At 66.8% G+C, this 23,374-nt stretch carries 25 protein-coding genes and 1 pseudogene; 18 read left to right on the forward strand and 8 right to left on the reverse strand.

Features of this window, described 5'->3' with window-relative positions:
* Window positions 1–19: 19 nt before the first annotated feature.
* Window positions 20–1,600, reverse strand: a complete 1,581-nt coding sequence (locus tag K3M35_RS22135) for an acyl--CoA ligase family protein (protein ID WP_232238145.1) — start codon at window positions 1,598–1,600, stop codon at window positions 20–22.
* Between the two features lie 195 nt (window positions 1,601–1,795).
* On the opposite strand from K3M35_RS22135, the gene K3M35_RS22140 reads away from it, so the two are divergent.
* Window positions 1,796–2,656, forward strand: coding sequence for a LuxR C-terminal-related transcriptional regulator (locus tag K3M35_RS22140; protein ID WP_220666977.1), 861 nt, complete (start codon window positions 1,796–1,798; stop codon window positions 2,654–2,656).
* A gap of 16 nt (window positions 2,657–2,672) precedes the next feature.
* Here the strand turns inward: K3M35_RS22140 and K3M35_RS22145 are convergent, their stop codons facing one another.
* Entirely contained in the window at window positions 2,673–3,452 is a 780-nt protein-coding gene (locus K3M35_RS22145; RefSeq protein WP_220666978.1) for a 3'-5' exonuclease, read from the reverse strand.
* A gap of 107 nt (window positions 3,453–3,559) precedes the next feature.
* Window positions 3,560–4,144, reverse strand: a complete 585-nt coding sequence (locus tag K3M35_RS22150) for a hypothetical protein (RefSeq protein WP_039585292.1) — start codon at window positions 4,142–4,144, stop codon at window positions 3,560–3,562.
* A 58-nt stretch (window positions 4,145–4,202) separates the two neighbouring features.
* Here K3M35_RS22150 and K3M35_RS22155 point away from each other — a divergent pair, with 58 nt between their 5' ends.
* The 9 genes from K3M35_RS22155 (at window position 4,203) to K3M35_RS22195 (ending at window position 12,008) form a co-directional block, all read left to right on the forward strand.
* Window positions 4,203–5,267 (forward strand): ATP-dependent DNA ligase, encoded by a 1,065-nt coding sequence (locus tag K3M35_RS22155; protein ID WP_006553685.1) that lies wholly within the window; start codon window positions 4,203–4,205, stop codon window positions 5,265–5,267.
* A gap of 1 nt (window position 5,268) precedes the next feature.
* Window positions 5,269–6,321 (forward strand): DNA polymerase domain-containing protein, encoded by a 1,053-nt coding sequence (locus K3M35_RS22160; RefSeq protein WP_039585290.1) that lies wholly within the window; start codon window positions 5,269–5,271, stop codon window positions 6,319–6,321.
* A gap of 117 nt (window positions 6,322–6,438) precedes the next feature.
* A complete protein-coding gene (locus tag K3M35_RS22165; RefSeq protein WP_220666979.1) occupies window positions 6,439–6,990 on the forward strand; it encodes a DUF6764 family protein in 552 nt (183 codons plus the stop codon).
* Between the two features lie 106 nt (window positions 6,991–7,096).
* Complete coding sequence (locus K3M35_RS22170) at window positions 7,097–8,356, forward strand: serine hydrolase (RefSeq protein ID WP_006553683.1); 1,260 nt, start codon at window positions 7,097–7,099, stop codon at window positions 8,354–8,356.
* 92 nt (window positions 8,357–8,448) lie between these two features.
* Entirely contained in the window at window positions 8,449–8,673 is a 225-nt protein-coding gene (locus tag K3M35_RS22175) for a dodecin (protein WP_006553682.1), read from the forward strand.
* 125 nt (window positions 8,674–8,798) lie between these two features.
* Window positions 8,799–10,475 carry an FAD-dependent oxidoreductase gene (locus tag K3M35_RS22180; RefSeq protein WP_220666980.1) on the forward strand — a complete coding sequence of 559 codons (1,677 nt, stop codon included), beginning with the start codon at window positions 8,799–8,801 and terminating at the stop codon, window positions 10,473–10,475.
* Between the two features lie 28 nt (window positions 10,476–10,503).
* Complete coding sequence (locus K3M35_RS22185; protein ID WP_220666981.1) at window positions 10,504–10,767, forward strand: hypothetical protein; 264 nt, start codon at window positions 10,504–10,506, stop codon at window positions 10,765–10,767.
* Window positions 10,722–10,991, forward strand: a complete 270-nt coding sequence (locus tag K3M35_RS22190; protein ID WP_308257104.1) for a hypothetical protein — start codon at window positions 10,722–10,724, stop codon at window positions 10,989–10,991. The genes K3M35_RS22185 and K3M35_RS22190 overlap by 46 nt, the downstream gene beginning before the upstream one ends.
* A 48-nt stretch (window positions 10,992–11,039) precedes the next feature.
* Entirely contained in the window at window positions 11,040–12,008 is a 969-nt protein-coding gene (locus K3M35_RS22195) for an MsnO8 family LLM class oxidoreductase (protein WP_220666982.1), read from the forward strand.
* A gap of 26 nt (window positions 12,009–12,034) precedes the next feature.
* Here the strand turns inward: K3M35_RS22195 and K3M35_RS22200 are convergent, their stop codons facing one another.
* On the reverse strand, window positions 12,035–12,472 hold the full coding sequence (locus K3M35_RS22200) for a PaaI family thioesterase (protein WP_019290802.1): 438 nt from the start codon (window positions 12,470–12,472) through the stop codon (window positions 12,035–12,037).
* Between the two features lie 57 nt (window positions 12,473–12,529).
* The gene (locus K3M35_RS22205) at window positions 12,530–13,867 is read right to left on the reverse strand and encodes a wax ester/triacylglycerol synthase domain-containing protein (protein WP_220666983.1); all 1,338 of its coding nucleotides are present in this window, start codon (window positions 13,865–13,867) and stop codon (window positions 12,530–12,532) included.
* A 140-nt stretch (window positions 13,868–14,007) separates the two neighbouring features.
* Here K3M35_RS22205 and K3M35_RS22210 point away from each other — a divergent pair, with 140 nt between their 5' ends.
* From K3M35_RS22210 to K3M35_RS22235, 6 genes are all read left to right on the forward strand, one after another.
* Complete coding sequence (locus K3M35_RS22210) at window positions 14,008–14,637, forward strand: hypothetical protein (protein WP_064060821.1); 630 nt, start codon at window positions 14,008–14,010, stop codon at window positions 14,635–14,637.
* Between the two features lie 211 nt (window positions 14,638–14,848).
* Window positions 14,849–15,790, forward strand: coding sequence for an Ig-like domain-containing protein (locus K3M35_RS22215; RefSeq protein ID WP_006553674.1), 942 nt, complete (start codon window positions 14,849–14,851; stop codon window positions 15,788–15,790).
* Window positions 15,791–15,905: 115 nt separating this feature from the next.
* Entirely contained in the window at window positions 15,906–16,832 is a 927-nt protein-coding gene (locus K3M35_RS22220; RefSeq protein ID WP_052040160.1) for a carbohydrate ABC transporter permease, read from the forward strand.
* Complete coding sequence (locus tag K3M35_RS22225) at window positions 16,829–17,722, forward strand: carbohydrate ABC transporter permease (RefSeq protein ID WP_217579447.1); 894 nt, start codon at window positions 16,829–16,831, stop codon at window positions 17,720–17,722. Before K3M35_RS22220 ends, K3M35_RS22225 begins: the two co-directional genes overlap by 4 nt.
* An 18-nt stretch (window positions 17,723–17,740) precedes the next feature.
* A complete protein-coding gene (locus tag K3M35_RS22230) occupies window positions 17,741–19,075 on the forward strand; it encodes an ABC transporter substrate-binding protein (RefSeq protein ID WP_082921143.1) in 1,335 nt (444 codons plus the stop codon).
* 11 nt (window positions 19,076–19,086) lie between these two features.
* A complete protein-coding gene (locus K3M35_RS22235; protein ID WP_006553670.1) occupies window positions 19,087–20,199 on the forward strand; it encodes an ABC transporter ATP-binding protein in 1,113 nt (370 codons plus the stop codon).
* On the opposite strand, the gene K3M35_RS22240 is transcribed toward K3M35_RS22235, so the two are convergent.
* The 3 genes from K3M35_RS22240 to K3M35_RS22250 are packed head-to-tail and all read right to left on the reverse strand — an operon-like array spanning window position 20,165 to window position 21,790.
* Entirely contained in the window at window positions 20,165–20,653 is a 489-nt protein-coding gene (locus K3M35_RS22240; protein ID WP_217579448.1) for an SRPBCC domain-containing protein, read from the reverse strand. The two genes, K3M35_RS22235 and K3M35_RS22240, sit on opposite strands and share 35 nt — an antisense overlap.
* 3 nt (window positions 20,654–20,656) lie before the next feature.
* On the reverse strand, window positions 20,657–20,998 hold the full coding sequence (locus K3M35_RS22245; protein ID WP_006553668.1) for a helix-turn-helix transcriptional regulator: 342 nt from the start codon (window positions 20,996–20,998) through the stop codon (window positions 20,657–20,659).
* A 30-nt stretch (window positions 20,999–21,028) separates the two neighbouring features.
* Window positions 21,029–21,790 carry a DeoR/GlpR family DNA-binding transcription regulator gene (locus K3M35_RS22250; RefSeq protein ID WP_064060819.1) on the reverse strand — a complete coding sequence of 254 codons (762 nt, stop codon included), beginning with the start codon at window positions 21,788–21,790 and terminating at the stop codon, window positions 21,029–21,031.
* Window positions 21,791–21,996: 206 nt separating this feature from the next.
* Between K3M35_RS22250 and fgd the strand changes: the two genes are divergently transcribed.
* Together fgd and K3M35_RS22260 are read left to right on the forward strand one after the other, a co-directional pair.
* Window positions 21,997–23,001: a glucose-6-phosphate dehydrogenase (coenzyme-F420) gene (gene fgd / locus K3M35_RS22255; protein WP_138844654.1), complete on the forward strand. Its 1,005-nt coding sequence runs from the start codon at window positions 21,997–21,999 to the stop codon at window positions 22,999–23,001.
* 41 nt (window positions 23,002–23,042) lie between these two features.
* Window positions 23,043–23,374 (forward strand): annotated as a pseudogene (locus K3M35_RS22260) (glucose-6-phosphate isomerase); the annotation flags it as partial.

A 23,374-nucleotide genomic window follows, 5' to 3' on the forward strand; every position in this document is an offset into this window, starting at 1 on the left:
GCAGTCGTGAGGGGTCGGCTCACCCCTCGGCGGCTTCGGCCGATCGCAGCTCGAACTTCAGGATCTTGCCGGTCGAGGTGCGGGGCAGCTCCAGCGGGAAGACGATGTCGCGCGGCACCTTGTACCCGGCGAGCAGCGTGCGCGTGTAGTCGATGATCTCCTCGGCCGTGACCGATTCGCCCTTCTTCAGGATCACGAACGCCTTGGGACGCTCACCCCACTTCTCGTCCGGAACGCCGACGACCGCGACGTCGAGCACCGCCGGGTGGCTGACGATCGCCTGCTCGACCTCCACGGTCGAGATGTTCTCGCCGCCGGAGATGATGATGTCCTTCGCGCGGTCCTTGAGCTGGATGTATCCGTCCGGGTACATCACGCCGAGGTCGCCGGTGTGGAACCAGCCGCCGCGGAAGGCCTCCTCGGTCGCGTCCGGGTCCTTGTAGTAGCCGAGCATGACGTTGTTGCCGCGCAGCACGATCTCGCCCATGGTCTCGCCGTCGGCGGGCACGTCGTTCATGTCCTCGTCGACGACCCGCGCGGTCTCGGCCTGCAGCATGCCCACACCCTGACGGGAGAGCAGCGCGGCGCGTTCGTCGGCCGGCTTGTCGTCCCAGCTGTCCTGGTACTCGCAGATCGTGTACGGGCCGTACACCTCGGTGAGTCCGTAGACGTGGACAACCGTGATGCCGATCTGTTCGAGCTGGGCGATCACCGTCGGCGACGGCGGCGCGCCGGCCGTGGTGATCCGCAACGGACGGTCGAGTGGATGAGCCTGCTCGGCGTTCGCGATGGTCGAGCACACCGCGGGCGCACCGCACAGGTTGGTGACACCGAGGTTGTCGATGGCATCCCAGATCGCGTCGGCCCGCACCGCCCGCAGGCAGATGTGGGTGCCCGCCGCAGCGGTCACCGCCCAGGGCGTACACCAGCCGTTGCAGTGGAACATCGGCAGTGTCCACAGATACTTGCTCTGCCCGTCGAAGCTGTTGTGGAAGGTCTCGCCCAGCGAGTTCAGGTACGCGCCGCGATGGGTGTACATCACGCCCTTGGGTTTGCCTGTCGTGCCCGAGGTGTAGTTGAGGGTGATGACGCCGAGCTCGTCGTCGACGCTCCACGGCAGCGGCGTCGCATCGAGCGAGTCGGCCTGCGCGAGGAACTCGTCGTACCGGGCGGTGGCCACCCCGGCGGGTACCTCGGGAGCGGGCACGGTGGAGTCGGGGACCTCGATGATCTCGGCGACGCCCGGAACGTTGTCGCGGACGTTCGCGACCGATCCGAGCAGTTCGGAGTCGACGAACAGCAGCTTCGTCTCGGAGTGGTCGAGGATGTACTCGAGTTCCGGCCCGGCCAGGCGCGAGTTCAGCGCGACCAGCACACCGCCCGCGAGCGGAACCGCGAAATGCGCGATGAGCATCTCGGGCACGTTCGGAGTCAGGTACGCGATCTTGTCGCCCGGCTCGATACGGCTGCGCAGCACGCGCGCGAGCCGCTGCGCCTCGTCGGCGAACTCGGCGTAGGTGTACGTGCGGTCGCCGTGGATGATCGCGGTGCGATCCGGGAACACCGCCGCGGACCGTTCGAGGAAGCGCAGCGGGCTCATCTGGCTGTAGTTCGCGGCTCCGGTCGAGCCGGGACGGACGGGGGCGATGGACACGGATACCTCCGGGGTGGCCTACTCGGATTCCGGCGTCTTCTGTGATCGTTGCAACACCGGGCGATGTGCAGGTTACAAATCGTGGAACTGGCCCCTCTACCCTCGAAAGTGGGTGTTCGGAGGGAAGAGCAGGAGCAATCGATGGATGTCGCCGTGCCGGATGTGTTGCGTCCCGACGATCTCGACACCCTCCGCGCCACGCTGCGCGACCTCGAGGCGACGACGGAACTACCGGTGCTCTTCGGTGGCGCGGTGCAGGGCTCGGACGTCGTCCTGTCCGGATTCGTCGGAACCCGCGGTCGTGCCCTGCGCAATCTGGTGATCGCCGCCGAACGTGGACTCGGCGGTCGGGTGGTCGTCGAACAACGACCCGGCGCGGTCGCCGACTACTTCACCTCCCCGCACATCACCCACCACTACGACCGGCAGGTCGCCGGGGAGGGAATCGAGTCGTTGCTCGCCGTGCCGGTCGTGGTGCGCGGACGCACCCGGGCGGCGATCTACGGCGGGCTGAGGGTCAACCGGCCCATCGGCGACGTCGTAGCGGAGAAGGTCGTGCGGTCGGCCGCGGAGCTCGCGCGGGAGATCGAGATCCGCGACGAGGTCGATCGCCGCGTGTCGCTGATCGGGAACACGCGGGCCGCGCACGGCGCCACCGTGCCTGCCGCCGTCTCCGAAGCGCTGACGGAAAGCCTCGTGGCGCTGCGGGCGATCGCGGCGCGCACCGACGACCCGGTGATCAGGGAACAGGTGCGGAACGTCGAGGAGACACTGGCCCGGGCGCGCGACGGTGCGTCGCAGCCGCGGACGCATCTGACCGCGCGCGAGCACGACGTGCTGAGTCATGTGGCGCTGGGCTGCCGCAACGCGGAGATCGCCGACAGGTTGTCGCTGCGCGTGGAGACGGTGAAGACCTATCTGCGTAACGCCATGGACAAACTCGATGTGCGCAGTCGGCACGCGGCGGTCGTCGAGGCGCGGCGGCAGGGACTGCTGCCCTGATCGACCGCACTCCTGATCAGCGGCGGCGCAGTCGCCGGAAGAACCCGCGGATCGCGCTCAGCGCGCGTCGGAACCTGGTCTCGGTCGCGGGACGCTCGAGGACATCGGTACCCACCGGCGTGGGGAGCCGGACGGGCCAGCTGTCGTCGACGTCGACGACCTCGCGACCCAGCCCGCGCAGGTACTCGGCAAAGCTGCGTTGCCGTTCGGCGTGCCAGGCGGCCTGATCGGCCATGATGTCGAGTTCGGCGAGCTCGGGGAATCTCGCCACGAGCGCGCGGGTCAGGTGGCCGGCGGCGAGCGCGTCGGCCTCGGCCTCGTGCGGATTCGGCAGCGACACCCCGTACGCCTCGCACACCGCCTGCAGTGTGCGCCTGCCGGGCCGGCTGCGGTCCATCTCCCGGTCGATGACGTACGGGTCGACGACCGTGCCGATGTCGAGCCCCGTCAGGCCGAGCCGGCGTCCTTCGGCGTCGAGGACCGTCAGGTCGTAGCTGGCGTTGAATGCGACGACGATGTGGCCGCGCGCCCACGCGTCGCTCACGGCCTGCCGGATCTGCTTGTATCCCTCGAGATAGTCGAGTCCTTCGGCGCGGGCGTGGGCGGTGGTGATGCCGTGGATCGCGGTGGTCTCCTCGGGTATCGCGATACCCGGGTCGAGCAGCCACGAGCGTGTGTCGATGCGATCGCCGTCGAAGGTCGCGACGCATGCCGTGACGATGCGGGCGTTGCGGGGATCCCGGTCGGTGGTCTCGAGATCGAACGCGCAGATCGGTCTGTCCGGCCAGTGCGTCATGTTCCGTCCTCGCGTCCGTCGGATGATGATCTGTCGAACGCATTGTTGCGGGAGGCACCGACATGCTCCGTCGCGGCCGCGACGGGCATCCGCACAAGGAGAGAACCTCAGATGGTGTCGGTGCAAACCACGAAGTTGCGTTCCCGGTACACGAACCCCCCCTCGGACGTGGAGCAGTCGTTCACGTCGGAGGTGTCGAGCAGGATCTCGGTGACCTCCTCGCCCTGGACCGCGGGCTCACCGCAGTCGATGCGCTGCGGATCCTCGCCGCCGAGGTCGATGCAGTCGCCCACCACCCAGTCGATGTCGAGACACAACGCGCCGACCTCGATGCCGCCGAAGGACTCGTAGTAGGTCTGGTCGATGTCGCCGGGGCACATGGCACTGGCATCGACGACGTCGACGACCTTGTAATTCGAGCTCGGGCTGCCGCACACCGCGTAGTCGATGGTCGCGTCGTCGACCGTGCCGCCGAGCGCGACGCATTCGCCGGCTGCGACGTCGACGCTCAACTCGGTCGACGACGACGCCGACGGGGTCGTGGTGGGTAGGGAGAAGGACGGCGCCGTGGACGTGTCCAGGGCGTTCGCGGCGGGCACGGCCTGCCCTTCGACCTGGGTCGCGCATCCTCCGAGCACCCCTGCTGCCGCCAACGCCATCGCGGCACCGGCCGCCCCTCGGAGAATGTTCATGGTCGAAGAGCCTACGGAAGTGCTGCCGGTACCCGTACAGGGTGGAACGATGTGCCGCATGGACCTGCCTGTGGTGCCGCCGCTCGCCCCGATGCTCGCCAAGGTCTCCTCCACCGTCCCCTCCCAACCCGAAGACGGTCCCGACGAGTGGTCCTACGAACCCAAATGGGACGGGTTCCGGGCGATCGTCTTCCGCGACGGTGACGAGGTGGTTCTCGGCTCGCGCGGAGGCAAGGACCTCGTGCGCTACTTCCCGGAACTCGCCGACGCCGCGCGCGCCGAACTGCCCCGCAGGTGCGTGGTCGACGGGGAGATCGTCGTCCCGCGCGAACACGACGGCCGCACCCGACTCGACTGGCAGGCGCTGTCCGAGCGGATCCATCCGGCCGCCAGCCGGGTCACGATGCTCGCCGAGCAGACACCGGCCGTGTTCGTCGGTTTCGATCTGCTCGCTCTCGCCGACGAGAATCTCATGGAGACCCCGTTCGCGGAGCGGCGCGCGCGGCTGCGGTCCGAGATCGGCGGGGGTAAGAGCTGTCATGTCACGGTGGCCACGACCGACACCGATACCGCCCGCCGCTGGTTCGAGGAGTTCGAAGGGGCCGGCCTCGACGGCGTGATCGCCAAGCGACTCGACGGGCTCTATGTGCCCGACAAGCGGGAGATGCTCAAGCTCAAACATGCCCGCACCGCCGACTGCGTCCTCATGGGCTACCGCATGCACAAGAGCGTCGAGGGCATCGGGTCGTTGCTGCTCGGGCTCTATCACGACGGCGAACTCGCGATGGTCGGCGGAGCCTCGGCGTTCACGCGGGAGCGGCGCGAGGAACTGCTCGCCGAACTGCAACCGCTGCGACTCGGGGACGACGTCGTCGAGCAGGGTGAACCGACGCGGTGGCGTTCGGCGGTGGACCGCAGCTGGGTGCCGTTGCGTCCCGAACGTGTCGTGGAGGTCGCGTACGACCAGATGGAAGGTGTGTCGGGAGCGGGGATGCGGTTCCGGCACGCAGCGAAGTTCCTGCGGTGGCGTCCCGACCGTGACCCCGAGAGCTGCACGTTCGACCAGCTGGAGGTGCCGGTGCGCTACGACCTGTCGGATGTGCTCGACCGGACGGAGGACTGACATGGCCACGAAGCGTTCGCCCGCGGAGGAGTTGGACGTCGACGGCACGCCCGTGCGGTTGTCGAACCCCGACAAGATCTACTTCCCGCAGCTCGGCGCCGCGGGTGGCACGAAGCGGCACCTCGTGGAGTACTACCGCAGGGTCGCCACCGAGTTCGACGCACCGATCCTGACGGCTCTGCGCGATCGGCCGACGCATCTGCAGCGCTTTCCCGACGGCATCGAGGGGGAGGAGATCTATCAGAAGCGGGCACCGGTCAAGCGACCCGACCACGTGGCGACCTGCGAGATCACGTTCCCGTCGGGGCGTACCGCCGATGCGCTGCGTGTGTGTTCGGCTGCCGACGTGGTGTGGGCGGCCAATCTCGGGTGCGTGACCTTCCATCCGTGGCCGGTGCGCTGCGGCGACACCGACCGTCCCGACGAATTGCGCATCGACCTCGACCCGCAACCGGGAACCGATTTCGGCGACGCGCGGGCCGTGGCGCTGGAGGTCGTGCGCCCGCTTCTCGACGAACTGGGACTCGCCGGATATCCCAAGACGTCCGGTGGGCGGGGACTCCACATCTATCTGCGGATCGTGCCCGAATGGGATTTCGTCGGAGTCCGTCGTGCGGGGATCGCGCTCATGCGTGAGATCGAGCGGCGCAGCGACGGGCGGGCGACGACGGCGTGGTGGAAGGAGGAGCGCGGAGAGCGGCTCTTCCTCGACTACAACCAGAACGCGCGCGACAAGACGATCGCCTCGGCCTACTCGGTCCGTCGCACCCCGATCGCGACCGTCTCGACTCCGCTGACCTGGGACGAGCTGGTCGACGCCGAACCTGACGACTTCACGATCGCCACGGTGCCGGATCTGCTGGCGAAGCGCGGCGATCCGATGGCGGATCTCGATGCGCATGCGCACTCGCTGGACGTTCTGCTCGAGATGGCCGAACGGGACGAGGCGAACGGTATCGGCGACCTGCCGTATCCGCCGAATCACCCGAAGATGCCGGGGGAGCCGAAGCGCGTCCAACCATCCCGCGACACCGACCGGGCAAAGGACACGTGAACCGGAACGTTCGGGGAATCGCGTCCCTGTCGTGACCTCGAGTATGAGTCCTCCCGAGGTGCGAGTCCATAAACTGTCCGAGAGAACAGTCACTCGAGGTTCGGAAGGGTCGATGTCGTGATTCGCTCGTGGGCGTCCGGTCGGGTTCTCGGCGTCGGGGCAGTAATCGCTGCCGCCATCGGGGTCGGTTTCCTCATTCCTCAGACCGCGTCCGCGGCCACGACGTGCACGGCACCGCCGGGTGCCCCGGCCGAGATCGTGCAGATCGACGGTGGCGAAGCGTGCGGTGCGTCCACCGACGGCACCGCCGAGGCGTGGAGCTATGCCGAGCGGGGCGTGGGATTCGCCGATGCCCGCAGTGCCGCACAGGTGGTGGCCGCCGGATTCGACGGCGGTGTCGGCGCCGGGGAAAGCACGTCGGGACGGCTGTTCGCGATCGGCGTGGGGGAGGAGGCCCTGGCGCTCGGTGTGCTCGAAAGTCCGGGCACGGCGGTCGTCGCCGCGGGTCCGCAGTCGCAGGCCTATGTGGGCGACGCCGACGATCCGGTGTTGTGCGAGGGCACGGCGGCGGCCGCGTTCGAACTCGAGGCCGCACGCGGGTGTGTCGTGCTGGGCGACTTCCGGTACTTCACTCCTGGCGCGCAGACGCCGCCGTCGCCCCTGCCGTAGATTCGACGCGTCTCGCCGGGATCCTCGACAGACAGACTGTACGTAAACCCTTCCTTTACGTTCCGTGTCGTCGTAGCCTGTCGCACATGCCGATGGAGGTGTCGCGATGACGACCGGAGCAGTCTTCGAACCTGCCGGGGCGACAGCGTCGTTCGCACCGGTGCACGTCCCGGGGCGGATCGACGCCCGGCCGGGCCCGGCGGCGCCGACCGAGATGGTCGTCGATGCGCGATTCCTGCGGCTGGCCGACGCGTTCTTCTCGCTGTACAAGCGGCCCCGGGACGGCGGCGGCGCACTCACCGCCTATCTCCACGGTGAGAAGGTCCTCGACATCTGGTCCGGCTGGTCGGCCCCCGACAAGCGGTGGAGCCGCGACACCATGGCGTTGTCGTTCTCGACCGGCAAGGGCGTGGCGTCGACCGTCGTGCACCGTCTGGCCGAGCGCGGAGTGATCGACTACTTCGCGCCCGTTGCGCAGTACTGGCCGGAGTTCGCCGCGAACGGCAAAGATGACATCACCGTCGCGGACGTCATGACCCACCGATCCGGCCTGCACCGGGTGCGCGGTCTGGTTCCGGGGACGCGCGGGATCCTCGACTACGAGACGACCGTCGCGGCACTCGAGCAGGCGGCACCGGATCGACGGCGGCGACGCGGCTCGGGCTACCACGCCGTCACCTACGGATGGCTCGTCGCCGAACTCGTGCAGCGGGTGACCGGTCTGCCCTTCGTGGAGGTCGTGGAGCAGGAGATCGCCCGGCCCCTCGGCGATCCCGATTTCTGGTACCGCGTGCCTCATGACGAACGGGGCCGTATCGCGAAGCTCTTCCCACGGCTCGCCCCGGTCGGCCTGCACTGGGGTGCGAGCGCCGCGGTCCTGTCGCGACTCGAACCGACCCGCGGTCTCGCCGAGGCCGCGATGCCCGACGGCTTCGACAGGCTCGTCGGCGACCCGGCCGTGCACGACTCGGTGATGCCGGGCTGGAACGGTGTGTTCACCGCCCGCTCGCTCGCGCGTATGTACGGGGCGATAGCCGCCGGCGGGACGATCGACGGCGTGAAGTTCCTCGACGCCACCACGATCGACGAGATGTCGCGCGTGCGGGTGCGCAGCCGGGACTACGTGCTCGGTGTGCCGATGGCGTGGCGGCTCGGCTACCACCAGCCCATCTTCGCGAGCATCCAGCGTCCGCGTGGTGCGCTCGGGCACTACGGAGTGGGTGGCTCGGGGGCGTACGCCGATCTCGACACCGGTCTGTCGCTCGCCTTCGTCACCAACCGGCTCGGTGCCGGCGCGATCCCGCTCGGGGACCTGCGTCTGGCGCGGCTGGGCGAACTCGCCCGGTCGCTCGCGCGTCGTGCCTGAATCTTTCTGTCATTTTCGTGGTTCCGGGGACGGGGGTCCCTCGAGGGCGGGACGATCCGAATCGGAGCATCGTCGATTCGAGGAGTTCAGCCATGAGCCATGTCTACCGGGTGATCGAGGTCGTCGGATCGTCGACGACGGGAGTCGACGACGCGATCGCGAAAGCGGTGGCGCGAGCAGCGGAGACCACGCGGCATCTCGAGTGGTTCGAGACGGTCAACATCCGGGGCCACATCGACGACGGCCGGGTGGCCCACACGCAGGTCACTCTCAAAATCGGTTTCCGCATCGAATCGAGCGCCGAAACGGACATCTGAGGCACCTCGACAGCCGGAAATTCGATGATCTCGTTTCGAGAACGTGGTTCTCGACCGAAACTGGAACGTGTACTAGTCTGAGGCCCGTTCGTTGTCCGGAATCGGCACTGTAGGCAGGTACAACTGTGGCTTATGTAATCACCCAGGCGTGCTGCAACGACGCCTCGTGTGTCGAGGTCTGCCCGGTCAACTGCATCCACCCGACACCCGACGAAGCACCCTTCGCGACCACGGAGATGCTCTACATCGATCCCGACACGTGCATCGACTGCGGGGCCTGTGTCGACGAGTGCCCGGTGGATGCGATCGCCGCCGACAACGAACTCACGCCGGCGCAGGAGCCGTATCTCGAGATCAACGCCGAGTACTACCGTCGCTACCCGATCGGACCGAACTGGCCCGAGCTGCGCACGCGCCGCAAGCTGCCCGCCGAGCTGGGCACGCTGCGGGTGGCGATCGTCGGCTCGGGTCCTGCGGCGTGCTATGCCGCGATGGATCTGGTGACGCACTCGGCGGTGCAGGTCGACATCTTCGACCGCCTGCCCACCCCCTACGGGCTCGTGCGTGCCGGTGTGGCCCCCGATCATCAGAGCACCAAGGGAGTCGGCGACCTCTTCCGCAGCGCCATCGGCCACAAGAACACCCAGTGCTATTTCAACGTCGAGGTCGGCACCCACATCACCCACGAGGAACTGCTCGCGCACCATCACGCCGTGATCTACGCCGTCGGTGCCGCGGGCGACCGCACGCTGGGCATCCCGGGAGAGGACCTCGTGGGCAGCCGCGCCGCGACCGAGTTCGTCGCCTGGTACAACGGACACCCTGATTTCGCCGACCACACCTTCGATCTGTCGGCCGAACGCGCGGTGATCATCGGCAACGGCAACGTCGCCCTGGACGTCGCGCGAGCCCTGGTGATGGACCCCGACGAGCTCGCGCGCACCGACATCGCCGAGCACGCGCTCGAGGCGCTGCGGAAGTCGAACATCCGCGAGGTCGTGGTCGTGGGCCGGCGCGGCCCGGCGCAGGCCGCCTACACCAACCCGGAGCTGCTCGCGCTCGGCTCGCTGCCCGGTGTCGATGTGGTCGTCGACCCGGTCGAGGTCGAACTCGACCCGGTCAGCCGCGCGCTGATCGACGATCCGGAGGTAGAACCCCGCCTGACGCTCAAGGTGCGGCAGGTCGAGGGCTTCGCGCAGCGCACTCCCACCGAGGGCAACAAGCGGGTCGTGCTGCGCTATCTCGCCTCGCCGGTGGAGATCTCCGGCGACGGTGTTGTCGAATCGATCACCCTCGAGCGCAACGAACTGGTCGAGGTCGACGGCCGTCTCGAGGCCCGCCCGACCGGACAGACCGAAATCCTCGAGGCGGGATTGGTGCTGCGTTCGATCGGTTACCGCGGCACCGCGCCGGCCGGTCTGCCCTTCGACGAGCGGCGCGGGGTCATCCCGAACGAGGGCGGCCGGGTGATCGACGCCGAGGCCGGAGCACCGGTGCCCGGTGTCTACACCGCCGGTTGGATCAAGCGTGGTCCCAGCGGCGTGATCGGCACCAACAAGCAGTGCTCTGCCGAAACGGTCGAGAAGATCCTCGACGATTTCGTCGAGGGCAAGCTGCCCGAGCCGGTCGCCGATCGGGAGAAGTTGGCGGCGCTGGTGGCCGAGCGGCGTCCGGAGCACATCGATTACCGGGGCTGGCTGCAGATCGACAAGCAGGAGAAGGCCCGCGGATCGGCGGCGGGACGCTCGCGCCTGAAGTTCGTCTCGATCGAGGAGATGCTCGCAGCGTCGCGGATCGAGTAATCCCGTCCGGTGGCGGGAACCCGGACCCATGGCTCAGCACTCCCACCCGGCGGTCGCTGCGTCGGGCCGATGGATCAATACCGACGGGATCCGCTACCCGTCCGGCGACACCCACGCATGGACGCCCGGCACCAATCAGACCCTGTGCGGGGTGCCGCTCTCCCGTGCCCGACTCGACCGCTTTCCGCACGTGCCGTGGAGCGACGCGCTGTACCTGGCGGAGCTGGGTGAACACGGAGTCGTCCCGTGTCGTCGCTGCACGGCGACCACCCGCAACGACCGGCCGCGGTGACAGGGGCGATCGGTACCGGGCGCGTACTCGCCGAGATGGCGATCCGAGCGGGTGTTGCCCGCGACCAGGTCGTCGCGGTCGGAGACGCGATCGCCGATCTCCTGCTGTACCTCGCCGATGCACACGGTGTCGCCGCGGCGCAGAAGGCCTCGGAGCACGGGCAACTCCACTTCCACGGGGACTGGATCGCAGCCGGACGCCCTTGGGGTCCCGAAGATCCCTGACCTGCAGGGAAGATCCGGGACGGTCGCGGTGTTGAGACGACCGTGCAGGTGGCGTTGTCGTTGCTGGACCGCTCCCGGACCCGGGAGGGGCAGCGGGACGCTGCCGCATTGCAGCAGACCCTGCGTCGCGCCGAACTCGCCGAGGCGGCCGGCTACCACCGCTTCTGGGTGGCCGAGCACCACGCCGTCCCAGGCATCGCGTCGGGAGCTCCACCGCTGCTCATCGGCACGATCGCGGAGCGGACGAGCCGGATCCGGGTGGGATCCGGCGGCGTCATGCTGCCCAACCATCAACCGATCGTCGTCGCCGAACAGTTCGCGATGCTCGAAGCGATGCACCCCGGACGGATCGATCTGGGTGTCGGTCGTTCCCTCGGATTCACCGCGCCTGTGCGCGATGCGCTGCGGACCCACAAGGCCGACGCGGACGACTTCGCCGCCGACATCGAGGAACTGCGCGGTTATCTGCACGGCACCGCCGAAGTGACGGTGCGTCCTCGACTGTCCGAGCCGCCTCCGATCTTCGTCCTCGGCACCGGGCAGGGTATGCGGCTGGCGGCGCGTCTGGGCCTGCCCGTCGTCGTCGCCGGACCGCTTCTGCGGCAGGGATCGGAACCGTTCGACCGTTATCGCGCCGACTTCCGCCCGGCCACACCCGGCGCTGAGCCCTATGTTGTCGTCGGCCTGGACATCCTCATCGCCGACACCGAAGCCGAGGCTCGGGAGCTGCAGCTTCCGGAGGCCTGGGCGATGGCCGTCTCACGCGAAGAGGGGGCGTTCCCGCCGCTGTCCCCGATCGAGGAGATCCGCCGGCAGCCGATGACCGAGCGGCGCCGCCGCATCGTCGACGAGACCGCGAAGGGTTCGCTGGCCGGCACCGAGGATCAGGTGGCCGAAGGGCTCGAAAAACTGCTCGTCTCCACCGGGGCGAACGAGGTGCTCAGCTCCGCATCCACTTTCGACACCGACGCCCTGTACGACTCCGATGCGCGACTGGCGAGGATCTTCGGTCTCTGAACGGAGGGTGGAACAGATTGTCCCGCTCAACGATTCAGATCGATCAGGCGAGCACTGCCCTGCGCCGCCGCACACATCTTCTCCGTCCCGTCCTCGGTGACGGCGTAGATCTCGCAACGACACAGTGCCTGCCTGCGACTGGTGCTGACGATCGTGGCGACCGCGCGTAGGAGTACGCCCCCGGCGGGCCGCAGGTAGTCGAGGCTCATGCCGGTCGTCACGATCGACGGCCCGAGGGCCGTGCCTGCGGCGAACGTGAGCGCATTGTCGGCCGCGTAGGCCAGAACACCTCCGTGCGCGAAGCCGAACTGCTGGAGCAGTTCCTCCCTGAGCGGTATTTCCAGGACTGCCCGGCCGCGCTCGTACTCGGTCAGACGGGCTCCGATCAGGACGCTGAACGGTTGCGATGCCAACACCTTCCGGGCATCGGCGAGGGTACGGATCTCGGCGATCTCCTCCGACATGCACAGCAAGGTACTCCGCTCCTCGGTTCCCGACCGCCATATCGGAGCGGCCGGCAGTCACTGTGCGGAGGCGACGATCGAGCGGAACTGTTCGCGCAGGGCCTCCGTGAGGTCACGGTGTTCGGGGACGAGATCGGGGTCGACGACGACCGCCACGGTCAGCGTGCCGGCATAGGACAGGGCCGCGAAAGCGACCGCGACGTTGCCCGTGGTGACGATCATCGGCACCATCGACGCGACAGGCACTCCTGCAACGGTGAGCGTCGACGACGGTCCCGGCAGGTCGGACAGGAACGAGTTGACCCGGCGCTGCCGGTCCACGAACCGGCGGAACGCCCCGACGGCCGCAAGGGCGCGGAAGACCGGACCCAGTAGTTCGGCAGACAGGCCCCGCACGTTCGCCTTCTGCAGTCGGGTCGTGCGGGAGACGGATACCGACCGGTGCTCCGGGGTCCCGTCCAGCGGTACCCGGACGGGCATGACGCCGACGCGATTGCCCAGTTGCCCACCCGTGGCAGCGGTGCGGGCGGAGACCGGCACCGAGATCATCAGCTCGGACGGGAACTCGCCGCGCTTGTGCAGGATGGTGGCGAGGGCGCCCCCGACGGCGACCAGCAGCACATCGTTGATCGTTGCGTCCCACTGCCGTCCCGCCCGACGGAGCGTGTCCAGATCCACCTCGACGGTCTCGAGCGCCAGACGAGACCCGATGGGCGCGTTCAACGAACACCGCGGGGCACGTCCGCCGGCGCCCCTCCCGAGTTCTGTCCATGCTGCAGGAAGACGTGCGACGGCTCGCGGTGCCCGGCGGAGCGCCCGCAAGTGACCGATTGCATTGTCGTAGAACAACTCTCGTCTGGTTGGTTGCGTTGAAGCGCGCTGTTCGGGCATGGGCGGTGTGCTGTCCGTGCCGTCGACGAGATGCGCCAGGATCGACAGACCACCGATCCCGTCGGCCAGGACGTGGTGCAGCACCATCACCAACGCCGTGTGCCCGTTCGGGTCCGCGATGTCGGTGACGAGCAGCGCGCGCCACAACGGCTGCGATCGGGGCAGCGGCCGGGTAAGGGCGTCCGCGGCGAGCGTCAGTGCGGCGTCCCTGTGGCGGGGACCGGGGCACCGCAACTGGGAGAAGTGGGCATCGATGTCGAAGTGGGCGTCGTCGAGCCAGTAGGGACGCCCGAGTCCGAAGGCCGGCTCGATCAGGCATTGCCGCAGGCGTCGAATCCGGACGAGGCGTTCGGCGAGCACGGTCATCAGTGTCGTGGGGTTCGTCAGGTTCTCACCGGCGAAGAAGATCGCAGCACCGACATTCATGGGTACCCGTCCCACGTCCGAGACGAGTTCGATCAGGTCTCCGGGACCGATACGGTCGATGCCGTTCGAGGCCGCCACCCTTCGAGGATGACAGACGCACGCTGTCCGTCTATTGCCTACGGCCGAGTAGGGGAGCAGTGTGAACACGGGTGGTTTCGGGTGGGGGGTCGCGCCGAAACGACCGGCGGCGCCGCGTCGGCGCCGCCCTGAGGAGAGGGGTGCCGATCGTGTTTGCACGCTCCACCACAATTCATGCGCATCCGTCGTACATCGACGCCGGGATCAAGCACGTACGCGACATCGTGATGCCTGCCCTGGCGGACATGAACGGTTGCCTGGGGCTGTCCCTGCTGATCGACCGCGGCTCGGGCCGATGCATCGCCACCAGCTCCTGGCGGGACGAGGACGTGTTGCGCTCCAGCGAAGGCATGGCCCGCATGCTCCGGGACGAGGCGGCCCGGATGTTCCATGCCACCACGGACGTGGCCAACTGGGAGATCGCCGTCATGCACCGCGATCACCACTCGACCCGTGGGTCCTGCTGCAGTGTCACCTGGGTCGACATCGATCCCGCGCAGGTGGATCGCGGTGTGGACATGTGGAAGATGGCCGCGCTGCCGCGGATGGAGGAACTCGAGGGTTTCTGCAGCGCCAGCCTGATGCTCGACCGTGCCGGTGGTCGCGGGGTGACCTCGTTGACGTTCGACAGTGCCGAGGCGATGGACCGCACCAGAGCACATGTCGACGACATCCGCTCCGAGGTGACTCGGGCAGCAGGCGCCAGGGTGCTCGATACCGGTGAGTTCGAGCTCGTCATCGCCCACCTCGACGTCCCGGAAATGGTGTGACCGCGGGTCTGCGGCGCGGGTGATATCCGTTCACCCGCGCCGTGGCCGTCCGCATTCGTAATAGACCACTCGGTCCGCTGAGCTGGGAAAACACCGAGACCGTCCGCATTCGAATTGCCCGTCCGTAACCGTCCTGTGTCTAATGAATGGGTACGAGCACGCCGCGCAGGGGAAGTAAGGCGCGGCGCACCGCTGAACGATGGGTTGTGGAATGTTCGAAAAGCGAGCTTTGTCGAACGGTCGCCGCACGGGCCGCCGATCTGCGCGGATCGGTGCTGCACTCGTGGGCGCAGCCGCCGTGGCACTGGCCACCGCCGGTCCTGCGAGCGCGGCACCGCTGTGGCCCGGTGGGCCCGAGGTGCCGAGTGTCCAAGAGCTGATCGAAGGGCTCACGCCGCCCGGGGTGACGCCGCCGCAGCTTCCGCCCCAGCTCGCTCCCGAGCCGGCCGCCCCGTTCTCCGCTCCGTCCGTCAACCCGTCGAACGGGGAGACGGTGGGTGTCGCGCAGCCGATCATCATCCGCTTCAACGAGGCCGTCGGAGATCGTGCAGCCGCCGAACGCGCCATCCGCATCACCACGCAGCCGCCCGTCGACGGGCACTTCTACTGGGCGTCGAACACGCAGGTCCGCTGGAAGCCGTTCGAGTTCTGGCCCGCGAACACCGCGGTGACCGTGAAGGCCGGCGACACTCAGTCGTCGTTCACCATCGGTGACGCTCTGGTGACGGTCGCCGACAACAACACCAAGACCATCACCGTCACCCGCAACGGCGAGGTCGTCCGCACCATGCCGACGTCCTTCGGCAAGCCCGGCCACGACACCCCGAACGGCACGTACATCGTCGGTGAGAAGTACCGCGACATGTACATGGACTCGTCGACCTACGGGGTGCCCGTCGACAGCCCCGAGGGATATCGCACCTACGTCGAGTACGCGACGCGGATGTCCAACAGCGGCATCTTCCTCCACGCCGCACCGTGGTCGGTCGGCGCGCAGGGCAACACCAACGTCAGCCACGGCTGCCTCAACGTGAGCACCGAGGACGGCAAGTGGTTCTACGAGAACGCCAAGAAGGGCGATCCGGTGATCGTGCAGAACACGGCCGGTGGAACCCTCAACGGCTGGGACGGTCTCGGCGACTGGAATCTCTGACACCGACGCACATCTCCGACGCCCCCTGCTTCCGGTTCGTAACGTTCGTCCGGAATAGCAGGGGGCGTCGCCCTTTCGTAACCCATGGTTCGTTCTGTCGGCACACACTGCTCCGGTGTCACCGAGTCCGGAACGAACCCTGCCGCAACACGAACGCGGCCTCCGCCACCGCCCGTGGCGCGATTACGCGCTCTTCGCGGCATTGGTCGGGCCCAATCTCGCGCTGTTGATCCTGTTCACCTACCGGCCTCTCGCCGACAACATCCGGCTCTCCTTCTTCGAGTGGAACATCGCGAGCCCGAACTCGACCTTCGTCGGACTCGCCAACTACCGAGAATGGTTCACGCGTCCCGACAGTTGGGAAATCGTCGGCAACACGATCGTGTTCACCGTGGCGACCGTTGCCGGTTCGATGGCACTGGGACTCGGGCTCGCACTGCTTCTGGACCGTAGGCTCCATGGACGCAATCTCGTCCGGTCGGCGCTGTTCGCGCCGTTCGTCATCTCCGGTGCGGCCGTCGGAATCGCCTTCCAGTTCGTCTTCGATCCGAACTTCGGTCTGGTGCAGGACGTCCTGACCCGGGTGGGAATTCCGACGCCGGACTTCTACCAGGACTCCAACTGGGCGTTGGTGATGGTGACCCTGACGTACATGTGGAAGAATCTCGGCTACACATTCGTCATCTATCTCGCTGCACTGCAGGGACTCCGGCCCGAGTTGAGCGAAGCCGCCGCCATCGACGGTGCCTCCCGGGGAACGAGCTTCCGGCGCGTCGTCCTTCCGCAATTGCGGCCCACCACCTACTTCCTGTCGATCACCGTGCTGCTCAATTCGTTCCAGGTCTTCGACATCATCAACGTCATGACTCGTGGGGGTCCGTTGGGGACCGGCACGACCACGATGGTCTACCAGATCTACGACGAGTCGTTCCGCAACTTCCGTGCCGGCTACGGCGCCACCGTTGCCACCATCATGTTCCTGGTACTGCTCGCGGTGACCGTTTATCAGGTGCGCATCATGGACCGAGGAGGTCACTCGTGACCGCTGTCGCGGAGAAGTCTGTCGTGCACCTGGTCGCACCCGCGGACGAAACGCGTTCGCACCGAAGACGAGAGCGCGCCGTCACGGCTTTGGCCTATGTCGCCATGGTGCTCGTGCTGCTGGTGGTGGCTCTGCCCTTGTACTGGATTGTCGTGACATCGTTCAAGGAGCGGCCCGACATCTACACGCTGCCGGTGACCTGGTGGCCGAGCGTCTTCCATCCGCAGAACTACACGGAGGCAACCGAATCTGTGCCGTTCGGGTTGTTCCTGCGCAACTCGATCGTCATCACGACGATACTGGCGACGGTGAAGTTCGCCCTCGGAGTGTTCAGTGCGTTCGGTCTCGTGTTCCTGCGGTTCCCCGGCAAGAACATCGTCTTCCTCGGCATCATCGCCGCGCTGATGGTGCCGAACCAGATCACCGTCATCTCCAATTATGCGCTCGTCGCGGACTGGGGTTGGCGCAACACCTTCCAGGGCATCATCGTGCCGTTGGCAGGCGTGGCCTTCGGAACGTTCCTCATGCGCAACCATTTCCTGTCCATTCCGGCCGAGATCATCGAAGCCGCACGGATGGACGGAGCGGGCCCGTTCCGGCTGCTGTGGCGCGTGGTCCTCCCCGTATCCGGCCCGACCATGGTCGCGTTCGCGCTCATCACCGTCGTGAACGAGTGGAACGAGTATCTATGGCCGTTCCTGATGGCCGACGACGCATCCGTTGCGCCGTTACCGATCGGGCTGACACAACTCCAGAACAACGACGGTGTCACGAACTGGGGTCCGGTCATGGCCGGCACCGTGCTCGCGATGCTGCCGATTCTCGTGATTTTCCTTGTGCTGCAAAAGCACATGATCAAGGGCCTCACCTCCGGTGCGGTCAAGGGCTGAATCCTCAGGGAGCTGGGAATGGACATCAGGAACATCGACAGGCGTCGTTTCCTCGGGCTGACCGGTCTCGTGGCTGCGAGCGCTGCGCTGACCGCATGTGCAGGGACGGGCGGTGGCTCGTCCCAGACTTCGGGAACGGGATCGGTATCCGGCGATGCATCGCGGATCAGCTTCTGGTCCAACCACCCCGGCAAATCCCAGGACGTGGAGAAGGAGCTGATCCGGCGGTTCCAGGACGCGAACCCGGGCATCACGGTCGATCTCATCGACGGTGGCAAGAACTACGAGGAGGTCTCACAGAAGTTCAACGCCGCGCTCTCCGGCGGCGACCTGCCCGACGTGGTCGTGCTGTCGGACGTGTGGTGGTTCAACTATGCGATCACCGGTGCGATCACCCCGCTCGACGATCTGTTCCGCGAGGTGGGAGTGGACACCGGCGACTACGTCGATTCCCTGCTCGCGGACTATCTCTACGAGGGAAGTCACTTCGCTCTTCCGTACGCGCGGTCGACTCCGCTGTTCTACTACAACAAGCAGGTGTGGCAGCAGGCCGGACTTCCCGATCGCGGACCCGACACCTGGGAGGAGTTCGACGAGTGGGGTCCCCGCATCCAGGGGGTGGTCGGCGACGGCAGGCTCGCGCACGGCTGGGGCAACGCCAAGGATTACCTCGGATGGACCTTCGAGGGCCCGATCTGGACCTTCGGTGGTGCCTATTCCGACGGATGGGACCTGAAGTTCACCGACGAGAAGACGATTGCGGCAGGTGAATTCCTGAAGCGCATGATCCACGACAAGAAGTACGCCGCGGTGACGACCGATATCGCGAACGACTTCTCCGCCGGTCTCATCGCCTCCACGATCGCGTCCACGGGAGACCTGTCGGGTATCACGCAGAACGCGTCCTTCGAATTCGGGACGGCCTTCCTGCCGGCTCCCGAAGGCGTCGCGGGATGCCCCACCGGTGGTGCGGGTCTGGCGATTCCGTCCGGTATCTCCGACGAACGCAAGCGCAATGCCCTGAAGTTCGTCGAGTTCGTCACCAACGGAGACAACACCGCGTACTTCTCACAGAACATCGGTTACATGCCGGTCCGGAAGTCCGCGGTGGACAACCCCGCCATGAAGGAGTACCTCGAGGACAACCCCAACGCACGGACCGCGGTCGACCAGCTGGCCGTCACGCGCTCCCAGGACTACGCCCGGGTGTTCGTCCCCGGTGGCGATCAGATCATCGGGACCGGCCTGGAACGGATCGCACTGCAGAACGCCGACGTCGCAACGACCTTCGCCGACGTGCAGCAGCAGCTGCAGGCGGTCGTCGACAGGCAGATCACCCCCAACCTGAAGTAGAAGGAACACCATTGGCTGCCATCGCCTTCCGCAACGTCACCCATCGGTATCCCGGTGCCGATCGTCCTGCCGTGGACCGACTGGACCTCGACATCGAGGACGGGGAATTCCTCGTCCTCGTCGGGCCCTCGGGATGCGGCAAGTCGACGAGCCTGCGCATGCTCGCCGGTCTCGAGGCGGTCGACTCCGGGCGCGTGGAGATCGGTGGTCGTGACGTCACAGGACTGCCACCGAAGGCCCGTGACGTCGCGATGGTTTTCCAGAACTATGCGCTCTACCCGAACATGACCGTGGCGGAGAACATGGCTTTCGCTCTGCAGAACGCGGGGATGAAGAAGGACGAGCGCACGGCCCGAGTGCTCGAAGCCGCCCGGATGCTCGAACTGGAATCACTGCTGGACCGCAAGCCCGGAAAGCTGTCGGGTGGTCAGCGTCAGCGTGTCGCGATGGGGCGCGCGATCGTCCGTCACCCGGCAGTGTTCTGCATGGACGAGCCGCTTTCGAATCTCGATGCGAAACTGCGGGTCAGCACCCGCGCGCAGATCGCCGAGTTGCAGCGGTCGCTCGGCACCACCACCGTGTACGTGACCCACGACCAGGTCGAGGCGATGACGATGGGAGATCGTGTCGCCGTCCTGGAGAACGGCCGCCTTCAGCAGGTCGCGTCGCCTCGGAAGTTGTACGACGAGCCGGTGAACACCTTCGTCGCCGGGTTCGTGGGGTCGCCGGGGATGAACCTCGTCGAGGCAGCTGTACACGACGGGTACGCCGAACTCGGAGCGCTGCGAATCCGCGTTCCGCGTTCGGTGGATTCCGATCGCGTGGTGATCGGGGTCCGTCCGGAATCGTGGACGACCGTGGGGGCGTGGCGATCCGACTCCTGGTCGCTACGGACGGTCCTGGTCGAGGAACTCGGTGCCGAGTCGTTCGTGTACGCGGTGCCGAAGGACACCGTGGACGGAGATGCCGACAGGATCGTCGTCCGGTGGGATCGGCATGTGCCCGTCTCGTCGGGTTCCGAGATCCACGTGATCCCGAAACCCGACGAGGTGTACTTCTTCTCCGCACGGACCGGGGTTCGGCTCGGTGCTACTGCTCCGCTACCAATGCGTCGATCTGGTTGATGGCGGACGAGGCGCCCTCGACCACGCCCATGTCCAGAACCTGCTGGAGCGCTTCGGCGCTCTCGTAGGTGCTGACATAGGTTGCGCGCGTGCCGCCCTCGAACTCCTCGAAACTGTAGACGCACCGTGAGACGGGTAGTTCCGGTTTCGGGGTGAAGTCCGGCTCCGCGAAGCCGTCCAGGAACGAGAAGCCCGTCGGTTCGTCGACGGTCGTGATATCCCAGTAGCCGGCGTACTTCTCACCATCGGGGCCGGTCATGAAGTAGGTGGTACGGGTGCCGGGCTTCGGATTGTGGTCGACCACCGTCGCGGGGAAGGTCGGGGGTCCCCAGATCTTCTCCAGCTGACGGGGATCGGCGTAGACCTGCCAGATACGGGACACCGGGGCGGCGAACTCCGCGGTGATGGTCAGGGTCGGCTGGTCGGAGTCGTGCCGGACGTCGGTTACAGGCATTTCTCAGCCTTCCTCGGAGGATTCGGATGCGATGAGTTCGTCGATGCGCGCGATGCGACCGCGCCAGAGCTGCTCCATCTCGGTGAGCATGGACGCCACCGACCGCACTGCCGCCACGTCACCACTGGCCAACTGCTCGCGACCGCTGCGTCGCTTCACGAGCAGACCGGCCTTCTCCAGCACGGCGACGTGTTTCTGTACTGCGGCGAAGGACATGTCGTAGTTCGCTGCGAGAGCGGACACCGAGTGCTCCCCCGCCAGGACGCGTCGCATGATGTCTCGTCGGGTCCGGTCGGAGAGCGCGTGGAACAGGGCATCGGCCCGGTCCTCGTCGTCTCCGCTCACATCCCAAATGTACAACCGAATGATTGTATGTCAAGAGTTCGAAGCGATCACGAGTCGGTCGCCGTAGGCTGCCCGCTTCTCCTCGTCGAGGCCGCCGTCGGTGACGATGCACGAGACCTCGTCGAGGCTCGCGACCCGGGCGAGCGCGCGCTCTCCGAACTTCGAACGATCCGCCACGACGATCGTCTTCTCGGCCGACCGGATCATCGCCCGCTTGATCGGGATCTCCAGCGTGTTGGTGTTGGTGATGCCGGCAGTGGGGTGCACGGCGTCGGCACCGAGGAACGCCCAGTCGGCCGAGTAGTCCGAGAGGAACTGCACGGCATGGTCGCCGACCAGGGTGTAGACCGAGCCGAGGAGCTCGCCTCCGGACACGAGAAGCCGGACATCGGGAAATGCCGCAACGTATTTCGCGATACGCAGGTCATTGGTGAGGACCGTCAGTGACGCCTTGTGTCGCAGTGCGACCGCTACCTCGTAGGTTGTGGATCCACTGTCGAGCACCACGCTGTCGCCGTCGGACACCATGGCGGCCGCTACCGCCGCGATCGCCACCTTCTCCTCACGGCGTACGTCCTTCTTGAGGGCGTACGGCACCTCGAGGCCCGCGCCCTCGACCGCTCGGGCGCCCCCGTGCGTGCGCTCGACCTTCCCTTCACGGGCGAGCGAATCGAGGTCGCGACGGATCGTGGACGCGTCGACGCCGAGATCGGCCGAGAGGGTCTTCGCATCGACATATCCGTCGGCGAGGATTCGGTGGAAGATTTCACGTCGCCGTGCGGTCGCTGACACGATTGCTCCTAGGGCTCTGGGCACTCGAATTTCTGGGTACTCGGACGCCGTGGTCGGGGGTCGGTGCACGACCATAACGCACGGGCGACACACCTTTGCGTGGATATTGACACTGTCTGCGCTCAGTGTGCATGATTTCGTGCAGGATTTGCGCGATAGTGCGTGATCGTTTCGCTGGCACCACGTTGTTCGGAGGTTGCACGGTAATGCTGAAGTTGGGATACAAGGCGTCGGCAGAGCAGTTCGGGCCGCGCGAGCTGGTGGAGTTGGGTGTGTTGGCCGAGGCGCACGGGATGGATTCGGCGACGGTGTCGGATCATTTCCAGCCGTGGCGGCACAACGGTGGGCATGCGCCGTTCTCGTTGGCGTGGATGACCGCTGTGGGGGAGCGCACCGAAAGGTTGCAGCTGGGCACGAGTGTGCTCACGCCGACGTTCCGGTACAACCCGGCGGTGATCGCGCAGGCCTTCGCGACGATGGGGTGTCTGTATCCGGGACGGATCTTCCTCGGGGTCGGCACCGGCGAAGCACTCAACGAGATCGCCACCGGCTACGCCGGCCAGTGGCCGGAGTTCAAGGAACGCTTCGCCCGGCTGCGCGAATCGGTGCGGTTGATGCGTGAGCTGTGGCGCGGAGACCGGGTCGATTTCGAGGGCGAGTACTACACCACCAAGGGGGCGTCGATCTACGACGTGCCCGAAGGCGGCATCCCGGTCTACGTCGCCGCCGGCGGCCCGGTCGTGGCTCGCTATGCCGGACGCGCGGGGGACGGGTTCATCTGCACCTCCGGCAAGGGCATGGAGCTCTACACCGACAAGCTGTTGCCGGCCGTCGCCGAGGGGGCGGAGAAGGCGGAGCGGGATGTCGCGGGGATCGACAAGATGATCGAGATCAAGATCTCGTACGACACCGATCCGGACAAGGCGTTGGAGAACACCCGCTTCTGGGCACCGCTGTCGCTCACGCCGGAGCAGAAGCATTCGATCGATGATCCGATGGAGATGGAGGCGGCGGCGGATGCGTTGCCGATCGAGCAGGTCGCCAAGCGGTGGATCGTGGCGTCGGATCCGGACGAGGCGGTCGAGCAGGTCAGGGCGTATGTCGATGCGGGGTTGAATCATCTGGTGTTCCACGCGCCGGGTCATGATCAGAAGCGGTTCCTGGAGTTGTTCGAGCGCGACCTCGCCCCGCGCCTGCGCGCACTGGCGTGACGAAAGGCGTTGGCAGAAACATGGATACGGAAACACAGGATGTGACGACCACGGAGGCCTGGCGAGCCCTCGATGCCCATCGCGACGAGATCGCCGCGGTGTCCCTGCGGGAGCTGTTCGCGATCGAACCGCAGCGCGCGCAGGCGTTGACCTCGCACGCCGGGGATCTGGTGGTCGACTTCAGCAAACAACGTCTCACCGGTCGCACTCTCGAACTGCTCCTCCAGCTGGCGGAGCAGACGGGTGTGGCCGCTGCTCGGGAGGCGATGCTCTCGGGTGCGCACATCAACGTCACCGAGGATCGGGCGGTGCTGCACACCGCCCTGCGTCTGCCCCGCGATGCGCAGTTGATCGTCGACGGGGTCGATGTCGT

It is taken from the genome of Rhodococcus sp. DMU2021 (assembly GCF_019641445.1).
GTDB lineage: Bacteria > Actinomycetota > Actinomycetes > Mycobacteriales > Mycobacteriaceae > Rhodococcus > Rhodococcus pyridinivorans.